A 25614-nucleotide genomic window follows, 5' to 3' on the forward strand; every position below is an offset into this window, starting at 1 on the left:
TGTTCAAGCATCAACCGCTTTTTGGGTCGACTTGAAGACACGAATTTTCTTACCGTCTTCTACTTTGAAACCAACGCGGTCAGCCTTGTTGGTTTCGCCGTTGAAGATGGCGACGTTAGAAGCGTCCAGCGGAGCTTCTTTCTCGACGATACCGCCCTGCACGCCCGACATCGGGTTTGGCTTGGTATGACGCTTGACCAGGTTCAGACCACCGATAACCAGACGGTTATTAGCGAGAACCTTAAGCACCTTACCGCGCTTACCTTTGTCTTTGCCGGCGATCACGATGATCTCGTCGTCACGACGAATCTTTTGCATGTCGGATCTCCTTACAGCACTTCTGGGGCGAGCGAGACGATCTTCATGAACTTCTCAGTACGAAGTTCACGAGTCACTGGCCCAAAGATACGGGTGCCGATCGGCTCTTGCTTGTTGTTCAGAAGAACAGCAGCGTTGCCATCAAAGCGGATAATGGAGCCATCAGCACGACGTACGCCGTGACGAGTGCGGACTACAACAGCAGTCATCACTTGGCCTTTTTTCACCTTACCGCGAGGAATTGCTTCCTTCACGGTAACTTTGATGATGTCACCGATACCAGCGTAACGACGATGGGAGCCACCCAGCACCTTGATGCACATAACACGGCGAGCGCCGCTGTTATCGGCCACATCGAGCATGGATTGAGTCTGAATCATATAATTTCTCCGACCCCTAGTCCTTAGACTTCCACAGCGCGTTCGAGAACATCAACCAGTGCCCAAGACTTGGTCTTGGCCATCGGACGAGTTTCACGAATAGTGACTTTGTCGCCGATGTGGCACTGATTGGTTTCGTCGTGCGCGTGCAGCTTAGTCGAACGCTTAACATATTTACCGTAGATCGGGTGCTTAACGCGACGCTCGATCAAAACGGTGATGGTTTTGTCCATCTTGTCGCTGACAACACGGCCAGTCAGCGTACGGACAGTCTTTTCGGCTTCAGCCATGATCACTTACCTGCCTGCTGGTTGAGCACAGTCTTCACGCGAGCGATGTCACGCTTAACTTGCGAGAGCAGATGAGACTGCCCCAACTGGCCAGTTGCTTTCTGCATACGCAGATTGAACTGGTCGCGCAGCAGGCCGAGCAGTTGCTCGTTCAGCTGCTGTGCGGATTTTTCACGAAGTTCATTCGCTTTCATCACATCACCGTCCGTTTAACAAAGGAGGTGGCGAGCGGCAGCTTTGCAGCAGCCAGGGCGAAAGCCTCACGCGCCAGCTCTTCAGAAACACCCTCGATTTCATACAGGACTTTGCCTGGCTGAATCTGGGCTACCCAGTATTCCACGTTACCCTTACCTTTACCCATCCGAACCTCGAGAGGCTTTTTGGAGATCGGCTTGTCCGGGAATACACGGATCCAGATCTTGCCGCCACGTTTTACGTGACGGGTCAGAGCACGACGCGCTGACTCGATCTGACGAGCGGTGAGACGACCACGAGCTACAGACTTCAGCGCGAACTCGCCGAAGCTGACTTTGCTACCGCGCTGAGCCAGACCACGGTTGTGGCCTGTCATCTGCTTGCGGAACTTCGTACGCTTAGGTTGCAACATTTGGCGTACCCCTTACTTAGCAGCTTTTTTACGAGGCGCTGGTGCTTGTGGTTTCAGTTCTTCTTGGCGACCACCAATTACTTCGCCTTTGAAGATCCAAACCTTTACACCGATCACACCGTAAGTGGTGTGAGCTTCGTAGTTGGCATAGTCGATGTCGGCACGCAGGGTGTGCAGTGGCACACGACCTTCGCGATACCATTCAGTACGTGCGATTTCAGCACCGCCGAGACGACCGCTCACTTGGATTTTGATGCCTTTGGCACCAATGCGCATGGCGTTCTGTACGGCGCGCTTCATAGCGCGACGGAACATTACGCGACGCTCCAGCTGCTGAGCTACGCTCTGCGCAACCAGCATACCGTCGAGCTCCGGCTTGCGGATCTCTTCGATATTGATGTGCACAGGCACACCCATTTGCTTGGTCAGGTCCTGACGCAGTTTCTCAACATCTTCACCTTTCTTCCCGATAACGATACCTGGACGAGCGGTGTGGATGGTGATACGTGCAGTTTGCGCCGGACGATGGATATCGATACGGCTTACGGACGCGCTTTTTAGTTTGTCTTGGAGATACTCACGCACCTTCAGATCAGCGAACAAGTAGTCCGCATAAGTCCGACCGTCTGCGTACCAGACGGAGGTGTGCTCCTTGACGATTCCCAGGCGAATGCCAATGGGATGTACTTTCTGACCCATCTCTTCGACTCCGTTACTTGTCAGCAACCTTGACAGTGATATGGCAAGACCGCTTGACGATGCGATCAGCACGGCCTTTGGCACGTGGCATGATGCGCTTCAGCGAACGCCCTTCGTTGACGAAAACGGTGCTGACCTTCAGGTCATCAACGTCTGCGCCTTCGTTATGCTCGGCGTTGGCTACGGCCGACTCCAGCACTTTCTTCATGATCTCGGCGGCTTTCTTACTGCTGAAAGCCAACAGGTTGAGCGCTTCGCCCACCTTCTTCCCGCGGATCTGGTCGGCGACCAAGCGGGCTTTCTGGGCGGAGATTCGAGCGCCCGACAACTTAGCGGCTACTTCCATTTCCTAACCCCTTAACGCTTGGCTTTCTTGTCTGCCACGTGCCCACGATAAGTGCGGGTACCGGCAAACTCGCCCAGTTTGTGGCCGACCATGTCTTCGTTAACGAGAACTGGGACGTGTTGACGACCGTTGTGTACTGCGATGGTCAGACCGACCATTTGTGGCAGGATCATCGAACGACGCGACCAGGTCTTAACTGGTTTGCGATCGTTCTTTTCCGCCGCCACTTCGATCTTCTTCAGTAGGTGAAGATCAATAAAAGGACCTTTTTTCAGAGAACGTGGCACTGTCGTATCCCTCTATTTACTTGCGACGACGGACGATCATTTTGTCGGTACGCTTATTACCACGAGTCTTCGCGCCCTTAGTCGGGAAGCCCCATGGCGATACCGGATGACGACCACCAGAGGTACGACCTTCACCACCACCGTGTGGGTGGTCAACCGGGTTCATGGCAACACCACGAACGGTTGGGCGAACGCCACGCCAGCGTTTGGCACCAGCTTTACCCAACGAACGCAGGCTGTGCTCGGAGTTCGAGACTTCGCCCAGGGTCGCACGGCATTCAGCCAGTACTTTACGCATCTCACCAGAACGCAGACGCAGGGTCACGTAGACACCTTCACGAGCGATCAACTGAGCCGAAGCACCAGCGGAACGAGCGATCTGTGCGCCTTTACCTGGCTTCAATTCGATGCCGTGTACGGTGCTACCAACTGGAATGTTACGCAGTTGCAGAGCGTTGCCCGGCTTGATCGGTGCCAGAGCACCTGCGATCAGCTGGTCGCCAGCACTCACGCCTTTAGGGGCGATGATGTAGCGACGCTCGCCATCTGCGTACAGCAGCAGAGCGATGTGAGCAGTACGGTTTGGATCGTATTCGATACGCTCGACAGTGGCAGCGATGCCATCTTTGTCGTTGCGACGGAAGTCGACCAGACGATAATGCTGCTTATGGCCACCACCGATGTGACGAGTGGTAATACGACCATTGTTGTTACGACCACCAGACTTCGACTTTTTCTCGAGCAGCGGTGCGTGAGGAGCGCCTTTATGCAGCTCCTGGTTGACCACCTTGACCACAAAACGGCGGCCAGGGGAAGTCGGTTTGCATTTAACGATTGCCATGATGCACCCCTTCCTTACTCAGCACTGCTGCTGAAATCGAGATCTTGGCCTGGCTGAAGGGAGATAACCGCCTTCTTCCAGTCATTACGCTTGCCCAGACCGCGAGCAGTGCGCTTGCTCTTACCCAGAACATTCAGGGTAGTAACACGCTCTACTTTCACGCTGAACAGGCTTTCGACGGCCTTCTTGATTTCCAGCTTGGTTGCGTCAGTTGCAACCTTGAAAACGAACTGGCCTTTCTTGTCAGCCAGAACCGTAGCCTTTTCGGAAACGTGCGGGCCAAGCAGAACTTTAAATACGCGTTCCTGGTTCATCCCAGCAGCTCCTCGAATTTCTTCACGGCCGACACGGTGATCAACACCTTGTCGTATGCGATCAGACTAACTGGATCGGAACCTTGCACGTCACGTACATCAACGTGTGGCAGGTTGCGAGCAGCCAGGTACAGGTTCTGATCAACAGCTTCGGACACGATCAAAACGTCGGTCAGGCTCATGTTGTTCAGTTTGCCCAGCAGATCTTTGGTTTTTGGACTTTCAACAGCGAAGTCCTGAACCACGACCAGACGATCAGTACGCACGAGTTCAGCAAGGATGGAGCGCAGTGCTGCGCGGTACATCTTCTTGTTGAGCTTCTGAGAGTGATCCTGTGGACGAGCTGCGAAAGTGGTACCGCCGCCACGCCAGATTGGGCTACGGATAGTACCGGCACGAGCACGGCCAGTGCCTTTCTGACGCCAAGGGCGCTTACCGCCACCACGTACGTCGGAACGGGTCTTTTGCTGCTTGCTACCTTGACGGCCGCCGGCCATGTAGGCCACGACTGCTTGGTGAACGAGCGTCTCGTTGAATTCGCCGCCAAATGTCAGTTCGGAAACTTCGATCGCTTGAGCGTCATTTACATTTAATTGCATGTCAGCTTCCCCTTAACCGCGAGCCTTGGCCGCTGGACGTACAACCAGGTTGCCGCCAGTAGCGCCAGGAACAGCACCCTTGACCAACAACAGATTGCGTTCAGCGTCGACGCGCACTACTTCGAGGGACTGCACGGTCACGCGCTCAGCGCCCATATGACCGGACATTTTTTTGCCCTTGAATACACGACCAGGAGTCTGGCACTGGCCAATAGAGCCCGGGACGCGGTGGGAAACGGAGTTACCGTGAGTGTTGTCTTGACCACGGAAATTCCAACGCTTGATCGTACCCTGGAAGCCTTTACCCTTGGACTGACCGGTTACATCAACCAGTTGACCAGCGGCGAAGATTTCAGCGTTGATCAGATCGCCAGCCTGGTAGTCGCCGTCTTCAAGACGGAACTCCATAACAGTACGACCAGCTGCAACGTTTGCTTTAGCGAAGTGACCTGCTTGAGCAGCAGTCACGCGCGAAGCGCGACGCTCGCCGACAGTGACTTGCACTGCACGATAGCCATCGGTTTCTTCAGTTTTGAACTGGGTGACGCGATTCGGTTCGATCTCAATGACCGTGACCGGAATGGAGACACCTTCTTCGGTGAAAATACGGGTCATACCGCATTTACGACCGACTACACCAATAGTCATGTTGTAAACCTCATGAGTGTACGGGGCTTTCACCCGCTATGGCCGCCCATTTCAGAGCGTTACACGACTAAGACCCAAGTCTTAGCCGAGGCTGATCTGTACTTCCACACCGGCCGCCAGATCGAGCTTCATAAGTGCATCAACGGTTTTATCCGTTGGCTGGACGATGTCCAGTACGCGCTTATGAGTACGGATCTCGTACTGGTCACGCGCGTCTTTGTTGACGTGCGGGGAGACCAGAACGGTGAACCGCTCTTTACGGGTAGGCAGTGGAATTGGACCACGCACTTGAGCACCAGTACGTTTCGCGGTTTCCACGATTTCCTGGGTGGATTGGTCGATCAGGCGATGGTCAAAAGCCTTCAACCTGATACGAATTTGCTGATTTTGCATTGGATTTCAGACTCCGGCTGCTATTCCCACCGGGCGCAATACGCCCGTTAAAAGGAGGCGCAATTCTATAGACGCCCTAGATATGTGTCAACCCAATAAAAAAGGCCCCCGCTAAGCGGGGGCCTTCTCAAAACATCAGAGCTCACTCAAAAGAGAGATTACTCGATGATTTTAGCTACAACGCCAGCACCAACGGTACGGCCGCCTTCACGGATAGCGAAGCGCAGACCGTCTTCCATTGCGATGGTTTTGATCAGGGTAACAGTCATTTGAATGTTATCGCCTGGCATTACCATTTCAACGCCTTCTGGCAATTCGCAGTTACCGGTCACGTCAGTAGTACGGAAGTAGAACTGTGGACGGTAGCCTTTGAAGAACGGAGTATGACGGCCGCCTTCTTCTTTGCTCAGAACGTAAACTTCTGCGGTGAACTTGGTGTGCGGCTTGACCGAACCTGGCTTAACCAGAACCTGGCCACGCTCAACGTCGTCACGCTTGGTACCACGCAGCAGAACGCCGCAGTTCTCGCCAGCACGACCTTCGTCGAGCAGTTTGCGGAACATTTCAACACCGGTGCAGGTGGTAACAGTAGTGTCACGCAGACCAACGATTTCCAGTGGATCCTGAACGCGAACGATACCGCGCTCGATACGACCAGTCACAACAGTACCGCGACCGGAGATCGAGAATACGTCTTCGATTGGCATCAGGAACGGCTTGTCGGTCAGACGAACTGGTTCTGGGATGTAGCTGTCCAGAGTTTCAACCAGTTTACGAACGGCAGTGGTGCCCATTTCGTTTTCGTCGTTGCCTTCCAGAGCCATACGAGCAGAACCGATGATGATCGGAGTGTCGTCGCCTGGGAAGTCGTAAGTGCTCAGCAGATCGCGCACTTCCATCTCAACCAGTTCCAGCAGCTCAGCGTCGTCTACCAGGTCAGCCTTGTTCAGGAAAACCACGATGTACGGAACGCCAACCTGGCGGGACAGCAGGATGTGCTCACGGGTTTGTGGCATCGGACCATCAGCGGCCGAGCAAACCAGGATAGCGCCGTCCATCTGGGCAGCACCAGTGATCATGTTCTTCACGTAGTCAGCGTGACCTGGGCAGTCAACGTGAGCGTAGTGACGAATAGTCGAGTTGTACTCAACGTGCGCGGTGTTGATGGTGATACCACGAGCTTTTTCTTCTGGTGCGCTGTCGATCTTGTCGAAGTCAACACGAGCCGAACCGAAAACTTCGGAGCAGACGCGAGTCAGAGCAGCGGTCAGAGTGGTTTTACCGTGGTCAACGTGGCCGATGGTGCCAACGTTTACGTGCGGTAGGGAACGATCAAATTTTTCTTTAGCCACGACAATTAACTCCTTGCCTAAAGGACTGAATCAGCCTTGTTTTTTGGATACAGTTTCAGCGATGTGCGCCGGAGCTGTGTTGTATTTTTTGAATTCCATAGAGTAGCTTGCGCGACCCTGGGACATGGAACGAACGTCGGTCGCATAACCGAACATCTCGCCCAACGGAACCTCGGCGCGAATCACTTTGCCGGAAACCGTGTCTTCCATACCCAAGATCATGCCGCGACGACGGTTAAGGTCGCCCATGACATCACCCATATAGTCTTCAGGTGTAACAACTTCTACCGCCATGATTGGCTCAAGCAACTCACCACCGCCCTTCTGGGCCAGTTGCTTGGTTGCCATGGAAGCAGCCACCTTAAACGCCATCTCGTTGGAGTCGACGTCGTGGTAAGAACCGTCAAAAACGGTTGCTTTCAGGCCGATCAGCGGATAGCCGGCAACAACACCGTTCTTCATCTGCTCTTCGATACCCTTCTGGATAGCAGGGATGTATTCCTTAGGAACAACACCACCTACTACTTCGTTCACGAATTGCAGACCTTCCTGACCTTCGTCAGCAGGAGCAAAACGGATCCAGCAGTGACCGAACTGACCACGACCGCCGGACTGACGAACGAACTTGCCTTCGATTTCACAGTTCTTCGTGATGCGCTCACGATAGGAAACCTGAGGCTTACCGATGTTGGCTTCGACGTTGAACTCACGGCGCATCCGGTCAACCAGGATGTCCAGGTGCAGCTCGCCCATGCCGGAGATGATCGTTTGACCAGTCTCTTCATCAGTCTTGACGCGGAAAGATGGATCTTCCTGAGCAAGCTTGCCCAGAGCGATACCCATTTTTTCCTGGTCATCCTTGGTCTTAGGCTCTACGGCAACCGAAATAACCGGCTCCGGGAAGTCCATGCGAACCAGGATGATTGGCTTGGCAGCGTCGCACAAAGTCTCACCAGTGGTGACGTCCTTCATGCCGATCAGGGCCGCGATGTCACCAGCGCGTACTTCCTTGATCTCTTCACGGGCGTTTGCGTGCATTTGCACCATACGACCCACGCGCTCTTTCTTGCCTTTAACCGAGTTGATCACGCCGTCGCCGGAGGCCAACACGCCCGAGTAAACGCGGACGAAGGTCAAAGTACCCACGAATGGGTCGGTAGCGATCTTGAACGCCAGAGCCGAGAACGGCTCGTTGTCGTCTGCATGACGCTCCATCTCTTCTTCCTCGTTATCAGGGTTGGAACCCTTGATAGCAGGAATGTCGGTTGGAGCAGGCAGGTAGTCGATAACGGCGTCGAGAACCAGGGGAACACCCTTGTTCTTGAAGGAAGAACCGCAAACAGCCAAGACGATCTCGCCAGCGATGGTACGCTGACGCAGGGCGGCCTTGATTTCCACGTTGGTGAGTTCTTCACCTTCGAGGTACTTGTTCATCAGCTCTTCGCTGGCTTCGGCCGCAGCCTCAACCATGTTGTTGCGCCACTCGTCAGCCAGTTCCTGAAGCTCTTCAGGGATAGGCTTGCGAACAGGAACCATACCTTTGTCGGAATCATTCCAGTAAACAGCTTCCATGTTGATCAGATCGATCTGACCCTGGAAGTTGTCTTCGGAACCGATAGCCAACTGGATTGGCACCGGAGTGTGACCCAGACGCTGCTTGATCTGACCGATCACGCGCAGGAAGTTGGCACCAGCACGGTCCATCTTGTTTACATAAACAAGACGTGGAACGCCGTACTTGTTGGCTTGACGCCATACGGTTTCCGACTGAGGTTCAACACCCGAGGTGCCGCAGAACACAACGACAGCGCCGTCGAGTACGCGCAGGGAACGTTCAACTTCAATGGTGAAGTCTACGTGACCCGGGGTATCGATTACGTTGAAGCGATGCTCGTCTTTGTACTGCTTCTCGGAACCTTTCCAGAAGGCGGTAATAGCAGCAGAAGTAATGGTAATACCACGCTCCTGCTCCTGAACCATCCAGTCTGTGGTCGCGGCGCCGTCATGCACCTCGCCCATTTTGTGACTTTTGCCGGTGTAAAACAGTACGCGCTCGGTGGTGGTGGTTTTACCAGCATCCACGTGAGCGACGATACCGATGTTACGGTAGCGGCTAATCGGAGTAGTACGAGCCATAAAGCCCTCGCAAAATTAGTGAAGCTAAAATTAGAAGCGGTAGTGCGAGAAAGCTTTGTTGGCTTCAGCCATACGGTGCACGTCTTCACGCTTCTTAACAGCAGCACCTTTACCTTCAGCAGCGTCCAACAGTTCGCCGGCCAAACGCAGAGCCATAGACTTCTCGCCGCGCTTACGGGCGAAGTCTACCAACCAGCGCATTGCCAGAGCGTTACGACGGGACGGGCGAACTTCAACCGGAACCTGGTAAGTAGCACCGCCTACACGGCGCGACTTCACTTCGACCAGCGGAGCGATGGCGTCGAGAGCTTTCTCGAAGATTTCCAGGGGGTCGCTGTTCTTGCGTTCTTTAACCTTTTCCAGCGCGCCATAAACGATACGCTCGGCAACGGCTTTCTTGCCGCTTTCCATTACGTGGTTCATGAACTTGGCCAGAATTTGGCTTCCGTATTTTGGATCGTCAAGCACTTCGCGCTTGGCTGCTACGCGTCTTCTTGGCATGGATAAGCCCTCAAACGGTCTTCAGGTTCGCTCGGAATCGGTGCCCTTTCGGGACGCCTCCGACCTTACTCTTATCGACTCAGAAAATAAGATGATTCAGGTTTACAAAAAGCCGCTACTACTTAGGCTTCTTGGTACCGTACTTCGAACGACCCTGGTTACGACCTTTAACGCCGGAAGTATCCAAGGAACCGCGTACGGTGTGATAACGAACACCTGGCAAGTCTTTTACACGACCGCCGCGGATCAGTACCACGCTGTGCTCTTGCAGGTTGTGGCCTTCACCGCCGATGTACGAGGAAACCTCGAAACCGTTGGTCAGACGCACACGGCATACTTTACGCAGTGCCGAGTTAGGTTTTTTCGGCGTGGTGGTATACACACGGGTGCATACGCCACGACGTTGCGGGCAGTTCTGCAGCGCAGGTACGTCGGATTTCTCGACGATACGCTTACGCGGCTGACGTACCAGCTGGTTGATAGTTGCCATCTACTAGCTCCACTGTTGTCTTGCGACGCTATTGTCTTGCAAGAAAAGCAAAATGGCAGGAACGAATTCCCGCCAAATTTAGGGGTACAAGAGTCTAAAGAGGATCTTGTCCCCAGTCAAGGCAAGGCCCCGACCTCCCCTCGCGCCGAACCGGGGCAAAAATGCCTCGATCCGACGAATGGGAGTGCCAGGGCCCAGACTCATCTATCGCGGAACTCAGTTACCGCTTGAGTTCAGCGCTTCGGTCAGTGCAGCTTCCACTTCACTGGCGCTTACGCGCAGCGGCTTGTCAGCATCACGGCGACGCTTACGTTCGCTGTGGTAAGCCAAGCCGGTACCCGCCGGGATCAGACGACCCACGACTACGTTTTCCTTCAGGCCGCGCAGGTAATCGCGCTTGCCGGTTACCGCTGCTTCGGTCAGTACGCGAGTGGTCTCCTGGAAGGAGGCCGCCGAGATGAACGACTCAGTGGACAACGACGCCTTGGTGATACCCAACAACACGCGAGTGAACTTGGAGACAAATTTCTCTTCGTTCGCCAGGCGCTCGTTTTCTACCAGTACGTGAGTCAGTTCCATCTGGTCGCCCTTGATGAAACTGGAATCGCCGGATTCAGCGATTTCAACTTTACGCAGCATCTGACGCAGGATGGTCTCGATGTGCTTGTCGTTGATCTTCACGCCTTGCAGACGGTAAACGTCCTGAATTTCGTTAACGATGTACTTGGCCAGCGCACTCACACCCAGCAGACGCAGGATGTCGTGCGGATCGCTCGGGCCGTCGGAGATAACTTCGCCGCGGTTTACCTGCTCGCCTTCGAACACGTTCAGGTGACGCCACTTCGGAATCAGCTCTTCATACGGATCGCTACCGTCGTTCGGAGTAATGACCAGACGGCGCTTGCCCTTGGTCTCTTTACCGAACGCGATGGTGCCGCTGACTTCAGCCAGAATCGACGCCTCTTTCGGACGACGAGCTTCGAACAAGTCGGCAACACGCGGCAGACCACCGGTAATGTCACGGGTCTTCGAAGTTTCTTGCGGAATACGCGCGATAACATCACCGATCGCGATCTTCGCACCATCCGCTACACCGACCAGGGCGTTGGCTGGCAGGAAGTACTGAGCGATTACGTCAGTGCCTGGCAGCAACAGGTCCTTGCCGTTGTCGTCGACCATCTTCACGGCAGGACGGATGTCTTTGCCGGCAGCTGGACGATCTTTGGCGTCGAGTACTTCAATGTTGGTCATACCGGTCAATTCGTCAGTCTGACGCTTGATCGTGATGCCTTCTTCCATGCCCACGTAGGTCACGGTACCTTTCATTTCGGTAACGATTGGGTGAGTGTGCGGATCCCACTTGGCCACGATTGCGCCAGCGTCGACCTTGTCACCTTCTTTAACCGAAATCACAGCACCGTACGGCAGCTTGTAACGCTCGCGCTCACGACCGTAGTCATCAGCGATTGCCAGCTCACCGGAACGGGACACAGCAACCAGGTGGCCATCCACTCGCTCAACGTGCTTGAGGTTGTGCAGACGGACGGTACCGCCATTCTTAACCTGAACACTGTCGGCTGCGGAGGTCCGGCTTGCCGCACCACCGATGTGGAACGTACGCATGGTCAGCTGGGTACCCGGCTCACCGATGGACTGGGCAGCGATAACGCCGACCGCTTCACCGATGTTCACCTGGTGACCACGAGCCAAGTCACGGCCGTAGCACTTGGCGCAGATGCCGTAGCGGGTTTCGCAGCTGATCGGCGAGCGAACGATCACTTCGTCGATGCTGTTGAGTTCGATGAACTCGACCCACTTCTCATCCACCAGGGTACCGGCAGGAACGATAACTTCCTCGGTGCCTGGCTTGAATACGTCACGGGCAATAACACGACCCAATACGCGCTCACCCAGCGGCTCTACAACGTCACCGCCTTCAATGTGCGGAGTCATCAGCAGGCCGTGCTCGGTGCCGCAATCGATCTCGGTTACAACCAGATCTTGTGCAACGTCTACCAGACGACGAGTCAGGTAACCGGAGTTAGCGGTTTTCAACGCGGTATCCGCAAGACCCTTACGAGCACCGTGAGTGGAGATGAAGTACTGAAGTACGCTCAAACCTTCACGGAAGTTCGCAGTAATCGGCGTTTCGATGATGGAACCGTCCGGCTTGGCCATCAGGCCACGCATACCGGCGAGCTGACGGATCTGCGCAGCAGAACCCCGTGCGCCCGAGTCGGCCATCATGTACATCGAGTTGAAGGACTCTTGGTCAACTTCGTCGCCGTGACGGTCGATGACTTTCTCTTTCGAGAGGTTGGCCATCATCGCCTTGGAAACTTCGTCGTTCGCCTTGGACCAAAGGTCGATCACCTTGTTGTACTTCTCGCCCTGAGTTACCAGGCCGGAGGCGTACTGGCTCTCGATCTCTTTCACTTCGTCAGTAGCAGCACTGATGATGCGAGCTTTTTCATCCGGGATAACGAAGTCGTTAACACCGATGGAAACGCCGGAGATGGTCGAGTAAGCGAAACCTGTGTACATCAACTGGTCAGCGAAGATAACGGTCTCTTTCAAACCAACCACGCGGTAGCACTGGTTGATCAGCTTGGAGATCGCCTTTTTCTTCATCGGCAGGTTGACGACGTCGTACGACAGACCTTTTGGCACAACCTGATACAACAGCGCACGGCCGACAGTGGTGTCGACGATACGGGTGTTGCTCACGCTGCCGCCGTCACGGTCGTTGACGGTTTCGTTGATCCGTACTTTGACCTTGGCGTGCAGTGCGGCTTCGCCAGCACGGAACACACGGTCAACTTCTTGCAGGTCAGCGAACACACGACCCTCGCCTTTAGCGTTGATCGCTTCACGAGTCATGTAGTACAGACCCAATACAACGTCCTGCGACGGAACGATGATTGGCTCACCGTTGGCTGGCGACAGAATGTTGTTGGTCGACATCATCAACGCACGTGCTTCCAACTGGGCTTCCAGTGTCAGCGGTACGTGCACAGCCATTTGGTCGCCGTCGAAGTCGGCGTTGTACGCAGCACAGACCAGAGGGTGCAGCTGGATAGCCTTACCTTCGATCAGTACAGGTTCAAACGCCTGGATACCCAGACGGTGAAGGGTCGGTGCACGGTTGAGGAGAACCGGGTGTTCGCGGATCACTTCAGCGAGAACGTCCCAAACCTCTGGCAGTTCGCGCTCGACCATTTTCTTGGCCGCTTTGATGGTGGTCGCAAGACCGCGCATTTCCAGCTTGCCGAAGATGAACGGCTTGAACAGCTCGAGTGCCATCTTCTTAGGCAGACCGCACTGGTGCAGACGCAGGGTCGGGCCTACGGTAATTACCGAACGACCGGAGTAGTCAACACGCTTACCGAGCAAGTTCTGACGGAAACGACCCTGCTTACCCTTGATCATGTCAGCCAAGGATTTCAGAGGACGCTTGTTCGAACCGGTGATAGCGCGGCCACGACGACCGTTGTCGAGCAGGGCATCGACCGCTTCTTGCAACATACGCTTTTCGTTGCGCACGATGATGTCCGGAGCGGACAGATCAAGCAGGCGCTTCAAGCGGTTGTTACGGTTGATCACGCGGCGGTACAGGTCGTTGAGGTCGGACGTCGCGAAACGACCACCGTCCAACGGCACCAGCGGACGCAGGTCTGGCGGCAGAACCGGCAGAACGGTCAGCACCATCCACTCTGGCAAGTTGCCGGAACCCTGGAAGGCTTCCATCAACTTCAGACGCTTGGACAGTTTCTTGATCTTGGTTTCGGAGTTGGTTTGCGGAATCTCTTCGCGCAGACGACCAATCTCGTGCTCCAGGTCGATAGCGTGCAGCAGTTCGCGGACAGCTTCGGCACCCATGCGGGCATCGAAATCGTCGCCGAACTCTTCCAGCGCTTCGAAGTACTGCTCGTCGTTCAGCAGCTGACCTTTTTCAAGGGTGGTCATGCCTGGGTCGATAACGACATAGCTCTCGAAGTAGAGAACACGTTCGATATCACGCAGGGTCATGTCCATCAGCAAGCCGATACGGGACGGCAGCGATTTCAGGAACCAGATGTGGGCAACCGGCGAAGCCAGTTCGATGTGCGCCATGCGCTCACGACGAACTTTGGCCAGTGCGACTTCAACGCCACACTTCTCGCAGATCACACCACGGTGCTTCAAGCGCTTGTACTTACCGCACAGGCACTCGTAATCCTTTACCGGGCCAAAGATCTTGGCGCAGAACAGGCCGTCACGCTCAGGTTTGAACGTACGGTAGTTGATGGTTTCCGGCTTTTTAACTTCACCGAACGACCACGAACGGATCATCTCAGGCGATGCCAACCCAATACGGATGGCGTCGAACTCTTCGACTTGACCCTGGTTTTTCAGCAAATTCAGTAGGTCTTTCAAGGCCTTTCCTCCTGGCGGAGCAGAGAGCGGGCTAAACAGCCCCGCTCTCGATTCGCGTCACGTGTTATTCGGTTTCCAGATCGATATCGATGCCGAGGGAACGAATTTCTTTGATCAACACGTTGAAGGACTCGGGCATGCCCGGCTCCATACGGTGATCGCCGTCCACGATGTTTTTGTACATCTTGGTACGACCGTTCACATCGTCCGACTTCACTGTGAGCATTTCTTGCAGAGTGTATGCAGCACCGTATGCTTCCAGTGCCCAGACCTCCATCTCCCCGAAACGCTGACCACCGAACTGAGCCTTACCACCCAGCGGCTGCTGGGTAACCAGGCTGTACGAACCGGTAGAACGAGCGTGCATCTTGTCGTCTACCAAGTGGTTCAGCTTCAGCATGTACATGTAGCCAACAGTAACCGGGCGCTCGAACTTGTTGCCGGTACGGCCGTCGAACAGCTGCATCTGGCCGCTTTCTGGCAGGTCTGCCAGTTTCAGCATGGCCTTGATTTCGCTTTCCTTGGCACCGTCGAACACCGGGGTAGCCATTGGAACGCCGCCGCGCAGGTTCTTCGCCAGATCCAGGATTTCCTGGTCGGAGAAGGTGTCCAGCTCTTCGTTGCGACCGCCGATCTCGTTGTAGATCTCGTGCAGGAACTTACGCAGGTCTGCGACTTTGCGCTGCTCTTCGATCATGCGGTTGATCTTCTCGCCCAGACCTTTGGCCGCGAGGCCCAGGTGGGTTTCAAGGATCTGACCAACGTTCATACGCGAAGGTACGCCCAACGGGTTGAGGACGACGTCGACCGGGGTGCCATTGGCATCGTGCGGCATGTCTTCAACCGGCATGATCACAGAGACCACACCTTTGTTACCGTGACGACCGGCCATCTTGTCGCCCGGTTGGATGCGGCGACGGATTGCCAGGTAAACCTTGACGATTTTCAGCACGCCTGGAGCCAGGTCATCGCCCTGCTGCAGTTTGCGCTTCTTGTCTTCGAACTTGTCGTCCAGCAGACGGCGACGATCAACGATATAGGCCTGGGCCTTCTCGAGCTGCTCGTTCAGAGCATCTTCAGCCATGCGCAGTTTGAACCACTGGCCGTGCTCAAGACCGTCGAGGATTTCGTCGGTGATGTCCTGACCTTTCTTCAGGCCTGCGCCGCCTTCAGCCTTGTGGCCTACCAGAGCGGAACGCAGACGTTCGAAGGTCGCGCCTTCAACGATACGGAACTCTTCGTTCAGGTCCTTGCGGATCTCGTCGAGCTGGGTCTTCTCGATGGACAGTGCACGAGCATCACGCTCAACGCCGTCACGGGTGAAGACCTGTACGTCGATGACCGTACCCTTGGTACCGGTAGGTACGCGCAGAGAGGTGTCTTTAACGTCGCTGGCTTTTTCACCGAAGATGGCACGCAGCAGCTTCTCTTCCGGCGTCAGTTGGGTCTCGCCTTTCGGAGTGACCTTACCGACCAGGATGTCGCCAGCGCCAACTTCAGCACCTACATAAACGATACCGGCTTCGTCCAGCTTGTTCAGTGCAGCTTCACCCACGTTAGGGATGTCTGCAGTGATTTCCTCAGGCCCAAGCTTGGTATCACGCGCCACACACGTCAGTTCCTGGATGTGGATCGTGGTGAAGCGGTCTTCTTGAACCACACGCTCGGACAGGCAGATGGAGTCTTCGAAGTTGAAGCCGTTCCATGCCATGAACGCGATGCGCATGTTCTGACCCAGAGCCAGTTCACCCATGTCGGTGGACGGGCCGTCGGCCATGATGTCGCTACGCTGAACGCGATCACCCTTGCTCACCAGCGGACGCTGGTTGATGCAGGTGTTCTGGTTCGAGCGGGTGTATTTGGTCAGGTTGTAGATGTCGACACCGGCTTCGCCAGTTTCTACTTCGTCATCGGCAACACGAACCACGATACGACTGGCATCAACGGAGTCGATCACGCCGCCACGACGAGCCACGACGCAAACGCCGGAGTCACGTGCTACGTTGCGCTCCATGCCGGTACCTACCAGCGGCTTGTCAGCACGCAGGGTCGGTACAGCTTGACGCTGCATGTTGGAACCCATCAACGCACGGTTGGCGTCATCGTGTTCCAGGAACGGGATCAGCGACGCTGCAACCGAAACTACCTGCTTCGGAGAAACGTCCATCAAGGTGACGTCTTCCGGCGCCTTGACGGTGAACTCGTTCAAGTGACGAACAGCTACCAGCTCGTCGACCAGGACTTTCTTGTCGTTCATCGTGGCCGAAGCCTGAGCGATCACGTGATCAGCTTCTTCGATGGCGGACAGGAATACGATCTCGTCGGTGACCAGGGCGTCTTTCACCACACGGTATGGGCTTTCGAGGAAGCCGTACTGGTTGGTGCGCGCATAGGCAGCCAGAGAGTTGATCAGACCGATGTTCGGACCTTCCGGCGTTTCGATCGGGCATACACGACCGTAATGCGTCGGGTGTACGTCACGAACTTCAAAGCCAGCACGCTCACGGGTCAGACCGCCCGGGCCCAGTGCAGAAACACGGCGCTTGTGGGTGATCTCGGAGAGCGGGTTGTTCTGGTCCATGAACTGCGAAAGCTGGCTGGAACCGAAGAACTCTTTCACCGCCGCAGCCACTGGCTTGGCGTTGATCAGGTCTTGCGGCATCAGGCCTTCGCTTTCAGCCATCGACAGACGCTCTTTGACCGCACGCTCAACACGTACCAGGCCAACGCGGAACTGGTTCTCGGCCATTTCGCCTACGCAGCGAACACGACGGTTACCCAGGTGGTCGATGTCATCGACGATGCCTTTGCCGTTACGGATGTCGACCAGGGTCTTCAATACCGCGACGATGTCTTCCTTGCACAGCACGCCCGAACCTTCGATCTCGGTACGACCGATACGACGGTTGAACTTCATCCGGCCGACCGCAGACAGGTCATAACGCTCAGGGCTGAAGAACAGGTTGTTGAACAGGGTTTCAGCAGCGTCTTTGGTTGGTGGCTCACCAGGACGCATCATGCGATAGATCTCGACCAGCGCTTCCAATTGGTTGCTGGTGGAGTCGATCTTCAGTGTGTCGGAGATGAACGGACCGCAGTCGATATCGTTGGTGTACAGGGTCTCGATACGAACAACCTGGGCCTTGGCGATTTTGGCCAGGATCTCGGTGTTCAGCTCGGTGTTGCACTCAGCCAGGATTTCGCCTGTAGCCGGGTGAACGATGACCTTGGCGGTAGTGCGACCCAGAACGTAGTCCAGAGGCACTTCCAGCTCTTTGATACCGGCTTTTTCGATCTGGTTGATGTGGCGCGCAGTGATACGACGGCCAGCCTCAACGATGACCTTGCCTTTTTCATCCTGGATGTCCAGGACAGCAATTTCACCACGCAGACGCGAAGCGATCAGCTCCAGCTTGAGAGTTTCATCCTTCAGGCTGAATACGTTGGTGGTATAGAAAGCGTCCAGCACTTGCTCAGTGGTATAGCCGAGCGCGCGCAGCAGTACCGAGGCCGGCAGCTTGCGACGACGGTCGATACGCACGAACACGCAGTCTTTCGGGTCGAACTCGAAGTCCAACCACGAACCGCGGTACGGAATGATCCGCGCGGAGTACAGGAGTTTGCCGGAGCTGTGCGTCTTGCCGCGGTCGTGGTCGAAGAACACCCCCGGGGAACGGTGCAGTTGGGAAACGATTACACGCTCGGTACCGTTGATTACGAAGGTACCGTTCTCAGTCATCAATGGGATTTCGCCCATGTAGACTTCTTGCTCTTTGATGTCCTTGATCGCTTTGTTCGACGATTCTTTGTCGAAAATGATCAAACGGACTTTTACCCGCAAAGGTACGGCGTACGTAACGCCACGCAACACGCATTCTTTGACATCAAATGCCGGTTCGCCCAGGCGATAACCGACGTACTCCAGCGCAGCATTGCCGGAGTAGCTGATGATCGGGAAAACGGATTTGAAGGCCGCATGCAGGCCCACGTCGCGGAACTGATCTTTGGTCGCTCCCGCCTGCAAGAATTCACGATACGAATCCAGCTGGATAGCCAGAAGGTACGGGACATCCATGACGTCCGGCAACTTGCTAAAGTCCTTGCGGATACGTTTTTTCTCAGTATATGAGTAAGCCATCAGCGTTCCCCAGCTTGGTCACCTGCTTGTTTGGCCCCTCCGACGGGAGCAGCCAGAAAATCTTGCAAACCCCATGGTTTGCACCACCGCTTCGGGTGGCTACAGCGCGTTAATGGCGGCGACCGAGTCGACAGCCAAGAACGGAAAAAGGCCGGTGGCAAGAGCCACCAGCCATCAGCCTTCAGCTTAACGCTTGGGCTGGAGACGCAAGGTCGATGCTTACTTCAGCTCGACTTTAGCGCCTGCTTCTTCCAGAGTAGCTTTGGCTTTGTCAGCTGCGTCTTTAGTAACAGCTTCCAGAACCATGGCAGGAGCGCCGTCAACTACAGCCTTGGCTTCTTTCAGGCCCAGACCGGTCAGTTCACGTACTGCCTTGATCACGTTTACTTTCTTCTCGCCAGCTTCGGTCAGCATGACGTTGAATTCGGTTTGCTCTTCAACAACGGCAGCAGCAGCAGCTGGACCGGCGGAAGCAGCGGCAGCGGAAACGCCGAATTTTTCTTCGAAAGCTTTGATCAGCTCAACAACCTGCAGAACCGACATTTCAGCTACGGCGTTGAGGATATCGTCTTGGGAGATAGACATTGCTGTATTTCCTGAATTGGGGGACGGCCTACGCGGCCATCGAAATAAACAAAAATACGCGAGAGAGGTTGCTCAGCCTTAGGCTGCGGCAGCTTCTTTTTGCTCGCGAACTGCAGCCAGAGTACGAGCCAGCTTGCTGGTAGCGCCTTGAATCACGCTCATCAGCTGCGAAATGGCTTCGTCGCGGGTCGGCAGTGTTGCCAGTACGTCGATTTGGTTAGCTGCGAGGAACTTGCCCTCGAACGCAGCTGCCTTGATCTCGAACTTATCCTGACTCTTGGCGAATTCCTTGAACAAACGGGCAGCAGCGCCTGGATGATCTTTAGAGAACGCGATCAGAGTCGGGCCAGTGAACACGTCGTTGAGAACACTGTATTCAGTGTCAGCAACGGCGCGCTTGAGCAGGGTGTTACGTACAACACGCACGTATACGCCAGCTTCACGAGCCTCTTTACGGAGTCCGGTCATAGCGCCTACTGTCACACCACGGGCATCAGCCACGACAGCGGACAGAGCAGCTTTGGCAGCCTCGTTGACTTCAGCGACGATGGCCTTCTTGTCTTCGAGATTAATTGCCACGGGTTTAACTCCTGCTTGTTACCGTTTCATCTGGCCTAGGCCTGATGTCGTTTTGGTGTCTGATTCGGTAAGGAACCGGGAGCACCATCTGCGTAGGCTTGTTGGTTTAAGACTTGCGTCGCCTACGGTCTTGGATAGCCCCCGCCAGGCAGGGACCCCAATCTTTCAATTGGCGCAATTGCTCGCGCCAATTTATGTCTTATACGTCCAGCGAGCCTTGGTCGATGACCAGACCTGGGCCCATAGTGGTGCTCAGGGTAACGCGCTTGACGTAGATACCTTTCGAGGAAGCAGGCTTGATACGCTTCAGATCAGCGATCAGGGCTTCAACGTTTTCCTTCAGCTTGACGGCATCGAAGCCGACTTTGCCAACGGAGGTGTGAATGATGCCGTTTTTGTCGGTGCGATAACGAACCTGACCAGCCTTGGCGTTTTTAACCGCGGTAGCTACGTCTGGAGTTACGGTGCCGACTTTAGGGTTAGGCATCAGGCCACGCGGACCGAGGATCTGACCCAACTGACCTACAACGCGCATTGCATCCGGGGAAGCAATTACGACGTCATAGTTCAGGTCGCCGCCTTTCATTTCGGCAGCCAGGTCGTCCATGCCAACGCGATCAGCACCAGCGGCCAGAGCAGCTTCAGCAGCTGGGCCTTGGGTGAAGACGGCAACACGTACAGTCTTGCCAGTACCGTGTGGCAGCACAGTAGCGCTACGAACGACCTGGTCGGATTTACGTGGGTCAACGCCCAGGTTCACAGCAACGTCAACAGACTCGCTGAACTTGACAGTCGACAGCTCGGTCAGCAGGGCAGCAGCGTCTACGAAGTTGTAGGACTTGCCCGCTTCGATTTTGCCGGCGATAGCCTTTTGGCGCTTGGTCAGCTTAGCCATTACACACCCTCCACGTTAAGGCCCATGCTACGAGCAGAACCGGCGATGGTACGCACGGCTGCATCCATATCAGCTGCAGTCAGATCCGCGTTTTTGGTTTTCGCGATTTCTTCCAGCTGAGCACGGGTTACAGTGCCAACCTTAACGGTGTTAGGACGAGCGGAACCGCTGGTCAAACCGGCAGCTTTCTTCAGCAAAACCGAAGCCGGGGTCGACTTGGTTTCGAAGGTGAAGCTACGGTCGCTGTATACAGTGATGATCACTGGAGTCGGCAGACCTGGCTCAAGACCCTGAGTACGGGCGTTGAAGGCCTTGCAGAATTCCATGATGTTCACGCCGTGCTGACCCAGAGCTGGACCGACGGGTGGGCTAGGGTTGGCCTGAGCGGCCTTCACTTGCAGCTTGATGTAAGCGGTAATCTTCTTGGCCATGAGGCACTCCAATTACGGGTTCAAACGCCTCGAAAGGCTCCCCGGTTACTTGCGCGTTTATCCCAGTGACGACAAAACCCCACAGCCTAGGCTGCGGGGTTGGGATGCTTGTCCTGCTAGACCTTTTCGACCTGGCTGAACTCCAACTCTACCGGGGTAGAGCGACCGAAAATGAGCACCGCCACTTGGATCCGGCTCTTTTCGTAGTTAACTTCTTCGACCGTACCGTTGAAATCAGCGAACGGACCGTCTGTAACGCGAACAACCTCACCAGGCTCGAACAACGTCTTCGGCTTCGGCTTGTCGCTACCATCAGCAACACGACGCAGAATTGCTTCCGCCTCTTTGTCGGTGATCGGAGCAGGCTTATCGGCAGTACCGCCAATGAAGCCCATGACGCGAGGGGTATCCTTGACCAAGTGCCAAGTACCTTCGTTCATGTCCATCTGTACCAGCACGTAGCCAGGGAAGAACTTGCGTTCGCTTTTGCGCTTCTGCCCATTCCGCATTTCAACCACTTCTTCAGTGGGAACCAGAATTTCGCCGAAGCCATCTTCCATGCCTGCCAGCTTTACGCGCTCCAGCAAAGAGCGCATAACATGCTTCTCGTAACCCGAGTAAGCATGCACAACGTACCAACGCTTAGCCACGGGACACCCTTAGCCAACAATCAAGGAAACAAGCCAGCCGAGCAGGGAGTCAAGCCCCCACAACAGCAACGCCATAACCAGAACAACAGCCACGACAATCAATGTGGTCTGAGTGGTTTCTTGGCGAGTCGGCCAAACGACTTTACGGATTTCGGTGCGAGCTTCCTTAACCAGTACCGCGAAGGACTTGCCTTTGGCAGTCTGCAGGCCTACAAAGGCAGCTACAGCAGCGAGGGCAAGCAAAGCGAGTACACGGTACAGGATCGGCGAAGCAGAATAGTACTGATTGCCAACAACGCCTACGACCACCAAGGCGACTACAGCGAGCCACTTTACCAGATCGAAACGAGAGCTTTGAGCTTCAGCCTTAGGAGTCATCTATGAAGATCCTGTGAAAAGAAAGCCAGACACACCACGTGAATCTGGCAGGTCAGGAGGGAATCGAACCCCCAACCTACGGTTTTGGAGACCGTCGCTCTGCCAATTGAGCTACTGACCTAAAACAAAATCAGGCCGACCATTATGCAGGCCTGAAAAAGACTTTACAACAACCAACCCCACAAGACCTGAAACATCGAACAACATTCAAGCCGAGGCAGCTGTTAAAACAAAGGCAGATATTTTCATATCTGCCTTGTTATATGGAGCTCTTGAGCGGATTTGAACCGCTGACCTCACCCTTACCAAGGGTGTGCTCTACCAACTGAGCTACAAGAGCGAAACACCTTGCACAACCTGCAAACTTGGAGCGGGTAGCGGGAATCGAACCCGCATCATCAGCTTGGAAGGCTGAGGTTCTACCACTAAACTATACCCGCGGAGCTTGCAGCTCACGCTAAAAATGGTGGAGGGGGAAGGATTCGAACCTTCGAAGTCGTAGACGTCAGATTTACAGTCTGATCCCTTTGGCCGCTCGGGAACCCCTCCTAAGCGAGCCGGCATTTTACATCACGCCGACCTTCTGTCAAGCATTTTCTCATTTAAATTATGAGGTTAGCTGCATTGACGGTAGCTTTGCACTGTAGCCCTTAAAGGTCTTCACTGCGAAGCGGGCGCCATTCTATGCAAACTATTCGAGAGTTGCAATGCCTTCGCACAGCATTATTTTATGTTTTAACTCATTGAATTCATTAGCAAGGCTTTCAAAGGGCAGATCGTCAGCCAGGCGACGGCTCTCAGGGGCCACACGCAACCAATAACCCGAGGCGCTCTGTGCATTCAGCAACTGGACCGTGACCTTTATATCCAGGCTCGTGAGCCTCTGCTCGAGAGAGGAGGCTTGGCGTCGATCCGAGAAACCACCGATGTACAAGCAGGTATTCTGCGCCTCCACCGACCTCGCTCGATCACGCCGAGCCACCGCATCTGCCGACTCACTCAAGAGGCGAATATCTTGCTGCGCTCCTCGATGGAGACTCAAGGGCGTGACATCCTTGGCCCGCAATGGCGCCTCTTGCTGATGCCAGACGTAATAAAAAACATTGAGAACCAGTAAAAGCAAAAACAGCCAGCGCATAATCACCTCAAGACAAAGGACACGCCATCGCCAAACCAACAAACACCAGGTCCGGGACCAGCCGAGCCTGAGGCGCAGCATCCCTGACCAGGTCGGCATCGCCTCCAGTGAGGAAGACCGTGAAATCCTCCCCCCAATAGCCTCGCGCCAACTCGAGCTGAGTCAGCACGAAACCTCTAAGCATGAGCGTACAACCACGCTCGACGGCCTCTACGGTCGTGCGACCTGGAGAGAGACGCTCCAGCGCCCGCTCAGCGGCCGCGTCGTCATAACGTATCTTGCGAGTATGGGTTCGCAGTTGATTACGCATAAGCGGCATACCCGGGCAAATAAACCCCCCCAGGTGCTCACCGTCCGGACCGATAAAATCTGCGGTCGCCGCCGTACCAAAATCGAGTACCAGACATGCACCTGACGCCAACTTGAACGCGCCTAGCATGGCCAGCCATCGATCCATTCCTAGGCGCTGGAAGTCTTCGTAGCCGTTGCGCACTCCGCTCATTTCTCGAGCAGAGGTGGCACAGGAAACAGCAACGCCAAATGCCCCTACCAACGCTGCTATCAACTTATCGGTCTCCTCAAGCGCGCGAACACTCACCAACCGACAACGCGTGAGCAATAGACCAGGCAAAGCCACCAAACTGTCGATCAGCGCAATATCCGAACCTGCGATGCCTTCGGCGCGGACACTTGCATCACTCGACTCAAGAACACGCCACTTGATAAAGCTATTTCCACAGTCGAGCTCAAGAATCATCACGCAACCTCAGGCTTAGCTCACCACCGCTGTATATTTTCTCAACGCCACCGACATCCAAACGCAACGCGCCCTGACAATCTACACCGAGCACAACCCCATCAATCTGATTGACGCCCGCGATAAGCGACACACACTTCCCTTGCCACGCGTGATGCTGCTCCCACTCTGCTTGCAGCCCAGCAAAACCCGCAGCCTTGTGTCGGTCTAGGTAGGCTTGTAGCTGCAAGCCCAGTCGCGCCACCAGGTGATTGCGATCAACAGAAGAGCCCGTCTCGAGCTGCATCGAGGTCCACTGCTGATCAACCTCTACAGCCTTCTGCATATTCACATTGATACCTATCCCTAGCACAACGTGACAGATATCTGCGGGATCTCCCACCAACTCAAGCAAGATGCCTGAGATTTTCTTGTGCCCAACCAGGACGTCGTTTGGCCACTTCAAAGCTGCGCCCTCCACGCCCGACTCACGCAGAGCCTGCAGGACTGCCAGCCCCACCACCAGACTCAGCCCTTCCAGTTGCCGCAGGCCGCCCTCAACACGCAATACAAGGCTGTAGTAAACGTTTTGCGCAAATGGACTGACCCATTTGCGGCCTCGTCGCCCCCTACCAGCCGTCTGCTGCTCCGCTAGCACAATAAAAGGAGCCGCACTGCCCGCATCGACAAGACGTAAAGCCTCAGCATTAGTGGAGTCAATGGAGTCGAAAATGTGAACGGGCCAAGCCAAGGAAGCCGCCCTCTGAGAAATTTCCTGCGCATTCAAAAACATCAATGGCGCAGCCAATCTATATCCGCGCCCTCGGATCTTATGAATGGGGAGATTCAATTCTGCCTCAAGATGCTGAAGCTGCTTCCACACGGCACTGCGACTGACGCCTAGGGCGGCACCAAGCGCTTCTCCAGAATGAAAGCGACCATCTTTCAGAAGTTTCAACAACGTCAGCATGCACATATCGCCTCAGAATGAGGCACGCATGATAGCCATGCGCAGGGTCATTGCATAGAAAGGCTGGATATCAGTCATGATCGACGTCCCACCAGATTTTCGAGCGCCCAAAACAAAACCCCAACTGCTTTCGCAATTGGGGTTTTGGAATTTAATCTTGACGATGACCTACTCTCACATGGGGAAACCCCACACTACCATCGGCGATGCATCGTTTCACTGCTGAGTTCGGGATGGGATCAGGTGGTTCCAATGCTCTATGGTCGTCAAGAAATTCGGGTACTGAGTCGTGGCCAGTTGGCCTCGCTTCAGCAAATTGGGTATGTGATAGATCGTGGTGTTTTGTGAGCGTCGAACTTTCGGTTCATTGCGTCTTCACACACCGCAATCTGGCCTTTCGACTCAAATTGCTTGGGTGTTATATGGTCAAGCCTCACGGGCAATTAGTATTGGTTAGCTCAACGCCTCACAGCGCTTACACACCCAACCTATCAACG

Annotated in this window: 28 protein-coding genes, 4 tRNA genes and 2 rRNA genes; all 34 read right to left on the reverse strand. The window is 54.9% G+C overall.

Annotated features, from left to right (window positions below; all coding sequences use genetic code 11):
* Window positions 1–3: 3 nt before the first annotated feature.
* Entirely contained in the window at window positions 4–318 is a 315-nt protein-coding gene (gene rplX / locus JJD66_RS03255) for a 50S ribosomal protein L24 (RefSeq protein WP_003176416.1), read from the reverse strand.
* Window positions 319–329: 11 nt separating this feature from the next.
* Window positions 330–698, reverse strand: a complete 369-nt coding sequence (gene rplN / locus JJD66_RS03260; protein WP_002555479.1) for a 50S ribosomal protein L14 — start codon at window positions 696–698, stop codon at window positions 330–332.
* 23 nt (window positions 699–721) lie between these two features.
* Window positions 722–988 (reverse strand): 30S ribosomal protein S17, encoded by a 267-nt coding sequence (gene rpsQ, locus JJD66_RS03265; protein ID WP_003194644.1) that lies wholly within the window; start codon window positions 986–988, stop codon window positions 722–724.
* A 2-nt stretch (window positions 989–990) separates the two neighbouring features.
* Window positions 991–1182: a 50S ribosomal protein L29 gene (gene rpmC / locus JJD66_RS03270; RefSeq protein ID WP_002555481.1), complete on the reverse strand. Its 192-nt coding sequence runs from the start codon at window positions 1180–1182 to the stop codon at window positions 991–993.
* Window positions 1182–1595, reverse strand: coding sequence for a 50S ribosomal protein L16 (gene rplP, locus JJD66_RS03275; RefSeq protein ID WP_003176421.1), 414 nt, complete (start codon window positions 1593–1595; stop codon window positions 1182–1184). The genes rpmC and rplP overlap by 1 nt, the downstream gene beginning before the upstream one ends.
* A gap of 12 nt (window positions 1596–1607) precedes the next feature.
* A complete protein-coding gene (gene rpsC, locus JJD66_RS03280) occupies window positions 1608–2294 on the reverse strand; it encodes a 30S ribosomal protein S3 (RefSeq protein ID WP_003176422.1) in 687 nt (228 codons plus the stop codon).
* A gap of 13 nt (window positions 2295–2307) precedes the next feature.
* Window positions 2308–2640, reverse strand: a complete 333-nt coding sequence (gene rplV / locus JJD66_RS03285; protein ID WP_003103908.1) for a 50S ribosomal protein L22 — start codon at window positions 2638–2640, stop codon at window positions 2308–2310.
* Between the two features lie 11 nt (window positions 2641–2651).
* The gene (gene rpsS / locus JJD66_RS03290) at window positions 2652–2927 is read right to left on the reverse strand and encodes a 30S ribosomal protein S19 (protein ID WP_002555486.1); all 276 of its coding nucleotides are present in this window, start codon (window positions 2925–2927) and stop codon (window positions 2652–2654) included.
* 16 nt (window positions 2928–2943) lie between these two features.
* Complete coding sequence (gene rplB / locus JJD66_RS03295) at window positions 2944–3768, reverse strand: 50S ribosomal protein L2 (protein WP_003186055.1); 825 nt, start codon at window positions 3766–3768, stop codon at window positions 2944–2946.
* 14 nt (window positions 3769–3782) lie between these two features.
* Window positions 3783–4082, reverse strand: coding sequence for a 50S ribosomal protein L23 (gene rplW / locus JJD66_RS03300; RefSeq protein ID WP_002555488.1), 300 nt, complete (start codon window positions 4080–4082; stop codon window positions 3783–3785).
* Window positions 4079–4681 carry a 50S ribosomal protein L4 gene (gene rplD, locus JJD66_RS03305; RefSeq protein WP_003176424.1) on the reverse strand — a complete coding sequence of 201 codons (603 nt, stop codon included), beginning with the start codon at window positions 4679–4681 and terminating at the stop codon, window positions 4079–4081. Before rplD ends, rplW begins: the two co-directional genes overlap by 4 nt.
* Before the next feature lie 12 nt (window positions 4682–4693).
* Window positions 4694–5329 (reverse strand): 50S ribosomal protein L3, encoded by a 636-nt coding sequence (rplC, locus tag JJD66_RS03310; RefSeq protein ID WP_003194649.1) that lies wholly within the window; start codon window positions 5327–5329, stop codon window positions 4694–4696.
* Between the two features lie 81 nt (window positions 5330–5410).
* The gene (gene rpsJ, locus JJD66_RS03315) at window positions 5411–5722 is read right to left on the reverse strand and encodes a 30S ribosomal protein S10 (RefSeq protein WP_003186070.1); all 312 of its coding nucleotides are present in this window, start codon (window positions 5720–5722) and stop codon (window positions 5411–5413) included.
* A gap of 158 nt (window positions 5723–5880) precedes the next feature.
* Complete coding sequence (tuf, locus tag JJD66_RS03320; RefSeq protein ID WP_005791980.1) at window positions 5881–7074, reverse strand: elongation factor Tu; 1194 nt, start codon at window positions 7072–7074, stop codon at window positions 5881–5883.
* A 30-nt stretch (window positions 7075–7104) separates the two neighbouring features.
* Complete coding sequence (gene fusA, locus JJD66_RS03325; protein ID WP_003194651.1) at window positions 7105–9210, reverse strand: elongation factor G; 2106 nt, start codon at window positions 9208–9210, stop codon at window positions 7105–7107.
* A 30-nt stretch (window positions 9211–9240) separates the two neighbouring features.
* Window positions 9241–9711 carry a 30S ribosomal protein S7 gene (rpsG, locus tag JJD66_RS03330; RefSeq protein WP_002555493.1) on the reverse strand — a complete coding sequence of 157 codons (471 nt, stop codon included), beginning with the start codon at window positions 9709–9711 and terminating at the stop codon, window positions 9241–9243.
* Between the two features lie 118 nt (window positions 9712–9829).
* Window positions 9830–10201 carry a 30S ribosomal protein S12 gene (rpsL, locus tag JJD66_RS03335; RefSeq protein ID WP_002555494.1) on the reverse strand — a complete coding sequence of 124 codons (372 nt, stop codon included), beginning with the start codon at window positions 10199–10201 and terminating at the stop codon, window positions 9830–9832.
* A 216-nt stretch (window positions 10202–10417) separates the two neighbouring features.
* Window positions 10418–14617 (reverse strand): DNA-directed RNA polymerase subunit beta', encoded by a 4200-nt coding sequence (rpoC, locus tag JJD66_RS03340; protein WP_005791982.1) that lies wholly within the window; start codon window positions 14615–14617, stop codon window positions 10418–10420.
* Window positions 14618–14681: 64 nt separating this feature from the next.
* Window positions 14682–18755 carry a DNA-directed RNA polymerase subunit beta gene (gene rpoB / locus JJD66_RS03345; protein ID WP_010206926.1) on the reverse strand — a complete coding sequence of 1358 codons (4074 nt, stop codon included), beginning with the start codon at window positions 18753–18755 and terminating at the stop codon, window positions 14682–14684.
* 219 nt (window positions 18756–18974) lie between these two features.
* Complete coding sequence (gene rplL / locus JJD66_RS03350) at window positions 18975–19340, reverse strand: 50S ribosomal protein L7/L12 (protein WP_020302454.1); 366 nt, start codon at window positions 19338–19340, stop codon at window positions 18975–18977.
* A 78-nt stretch (window positions 19341–19418) separates the two neighbouring features.
* On the reverse strand, window positions 19419–19919 hold the full coding sequence (gene rplJ, locus JJD66_RS03355; protein ID WP_003232405.1) for a 50S ribosomal protein L10: 501 nt from the start codon (window positions 19917–19919) through the stop codon (window positions 19419–19421).
* Between the two features lie 199 nt (window positions 19920–20118).
* Window positions 20119–20814: a 50S ribosomal protein L1 gene (gene rplA, locus JJD66_RS03360; protein WP_003176434.1), complete on the reverse strand. Its 696-nt coding sequence runs from the start codon at window positions 20812–20814 to the stop codon at window positions 20119–20121.
* The gene (gene rplK, locus JJD66_RS03365; RefSeq protein WP_003176435.1) at window positions 20814–21245 is read right to left on the reverse strand and encodes a 50S ribosomal protein L11; all 432 of its coding nucleotides are present in this window, start codon (window positions 21243–21245) and stop codon (window positions 20814–20816) included. The genes rplA and rplK overlap by 1 nt, the downstream gene beginning before the upstream one ends.
* Before the next feature lie 116 nt (window positions 21246–21361).
* Complete coding sequence (gene nusG / locus JJD66_RS03370) at window positions 21362–21895, reverse strand: transcription termination/antitermination protein NusG (RefSeq protein WP_003176436.1); 534 nt, start codon at window positions 21893–21895, stop codon at window positions 21362–21364.
* Between the two features lie 9 nt (window positions 21896–21904).
* Window positions 21905–22273 carry a preprotein translocase subunit SecE gene (gene secE, locus JJD66_RS03375; RefSeq protein WP_003194658.1) on the reverse strand — a complete coding sequence of 123 codons (369 nt, stop codon included), beginning with the start codon at window positions 22271–22273 and terminating at the stop codon, window positions 21905–21907.
* Window positions 22274–22318: 45 nt separating this feature from the next.
* Window positions 22319–22394: transfer RNA gene (locus JJD66_RS03380), tRNA-Trp, on the reverse strand.
* Between the two features lie 143 nt (window positions 22395–22537).
* Window positions 22538–22613 (reverse strand) — tRNA-Thr (locus tag JJD66_RS03385).
* A gap of 26 nt (window positions 22614–22639) precedes the next feature.
* Window positions 22640–22713, reverse strand: a tRNA-Gly gene (locus JJD66_RS03390).
* Between the two features lie 24 nt (window positions 22714–22737).
* Window positions 22738–22822 (reverse strand) — tRNA-Tyr (locus JJD66_RS03395).
* A gap of 142 nt (window positions 22823–22964) precedes the next feature.
* Window positions 22965–23411, reverse strand: a complete 447-nt coding sequence (locus JJD66_RS03400) for a hypothetical protein (RefSeq protein WP_105228727.1) — start codon at window positions 23409–23411, stop codon at window positions 22965–22967.
* 7 nt (window positions 23412–23418) lie between these two features.
* Window positions 23419–24168, reverse strand: coding sequence for a pantothenate kinase (locus JJD66_RS03405; RefSeq protein ID WP_054896954.1), 750 nt, complete (start codon window positions 24166–24168; stop codon window positions 23419–23421).
* On the reverse strand, window positions 24158–25117 hold the full coding sequence (gene birA, locus JJD66_RS03410; RefSeq protein WP_200647585.1) for a bifunctional biotin--[acetyl-CoA-carboxylase] ligase/biotin operon repressor BirA: 960 nt from the start codon (window positions 25115–25117) through the stop codon (window positions 24158–24160). Before birA ends, JJD66_RS03405 begins: the two co-directional genes overlap by 11 nt.
* A 155-nt stretch (window positions 25118–25272) precedes the next feature.
* A 5S ribosomal RNA gene (gene rrf, locus JJD66_RS03415) occupies window positions 25273–25388 on the reverse strand.
* A gap of 151 nt (window positions 25389–25539) precedes the next feature.
* A 23S ribosomal RNA gene (locus JJD66_RS03420) occupies window positions 25540–25614 on the reverse strand; the annotation flags it as partial.

The organism is Pseudomonas sp. MF6751, assembly GCF_016613265.1.
Classification (GTDB): Bacteria; Pseudomonadota; Gammaproteobacteria; order Pseudomonadales; family Pseudomonadaceae; genus Aquipseudomonas; species Aquipseudomonas fluorescens_BV.

Coding starts and splice junctions, on each gene's coding strand:
- fusA (WP_003194651.1), bottom strand. CDS start 9,210: ATGGCTCGTACTACTCCGATTAGCCGCTACCGTAACATCGGTATCGTC.
- rplK (WP_003176435.1), bottom strand. CDS start 21,245: ATGGCCAAGAAGATTACCGCTTACATCAAGCTGCAAGTGAAGGCCGCT.
- JJD66_RS03405 (WP_054896954.1), bottom strand. CDS start 24,168: ATGATTCTTGAGCTCGACTGTGGAAATAGCTTTATCAAGTGGCGTGTT.
- birA (WP_200647585.1), bottom strand. CDS start 25,117: ATGCTGACGTTGTTGAAACTTCTGAAAGATGGTCGCTTTCATTCTGGA.
- rplP (WP_003176421.1), bottom strand. CDS start 1,595: ATGTTGCAACCTAAGCGTACGAAGTTCCGCAAGCAGATGACAGGCCAC.
- rplV (WP_003103908.1), bottom strand. CDS start 2,640: ATGGAAGTAGCCGCTAAGTTGTCGGGCGCTCGAATCTCCGCCCAGAAA.
- rplL (WP_020302454.1), bottom strand. CDS start 19,340: ATGTCTATCTCCCAAGACGATATCCTCAACGCCGTAGCTGAAATGTCG.
- rplD (WP_003176424.1), bottom strand. CDS start 4,681: ATGCAATTAAATGTAAATGACGCTCAAGCGATCGAAGTTTCCGAACTG.
- rpsC (WP_003176422.1), bottom strand. CDS start 2,294: ATGGGTCAGAAAGTACATCCCATTGGCATTCGCCTGGGAATCGTCAAG.
- rplX (WP_003176416.1), bottom strand. CDS start 318: ATGCAAAAGATTCGTCGTGACGACGAGATCATCGTGATCGCCGGCAAA.
- rpoB (WP_010206926.1), bottom strand. CDS start 18,755: ATGGCTTACTCATATACTGAGAAAAAACGTATCCGCAAGGACTTTAGC.
- rpsL (WP_002555494.1), bottom strand. CDS start 10,201: ATGGCAACTATCAACCAGCTGGTACGTCAGCCGCGTAAGCGTATCGTC.
- rpmC (WP_002555481.1), bottom strand. CDS start 1,182: ATGAAAGCGAATGAACTTCGTGAAAAATCCGCACAGCAGCTGAACGAG.
- rpsQ (WP_003194644.1), bottom strand. CDS start 988: ATGGCTGAAGCCGAAAAGACTGTCCGTACGCTGACTGGCCGTGTTGTC.
- secE (WP_003194658.1), bottom strand. CDS start 22,273: ATGACTCCTAAGGCTGAAGCTCAAAGCTCTCGTTTCGATCTGGTAAAG.
- rplB (WP_003186055.1), bottom strand. CDS start 3,768: ATGGCAATCGTTAAATGCAAACCGACTTCCCCTGGCCGCCGTTTTGTG.
- JJD66_RS03400 (WP_105228727.1), bottom strand. CDS start 23,411: ATGCGCTGGCTGTTTTTGCTTTTACTGGTTCTCAATGTTTTTTATTAC.
- rplA (WP_003176434.1), bottom strand. CDS start 20,814: ATGGCTAAGCTGACCAAGCGCCAAAAGGCTATCGCCGGCAAAATCGAA.
- rplW (WP_002555488.1), bottom strand. CDS start 4,082: ATGAACCAGGAACGCGTATTTAAAGTTCTGCTTGGCCCGCACGTTTCC.
- rplN (WP_002555479.1), bottom strand. CDS start 698: ATGATTCAGACTCAATCCATGCTCGATGTGGCCGATAACAGCGGCGCT.
- rpsG (WP_002555493.1), bottom strand. CDS start 9,711: ATGCCAAGAAGACGCGTAGCAGCCAAGCGCGAAGTGCTTGACGATCCA.
- rplC (WP_003194649.1), bottom strand. CDS start 5,329: ATGACTATTGGTGTAGTCGGTCGTAAATGCGGTATGACCCGTATTTTC.
- rpsJ (WP_003186070.1), bottom strand. CDS start 5,722: ATGCAAAATCAGCAAATTCGTATCAGGTTGAAGGCTTTTGACCATCGC.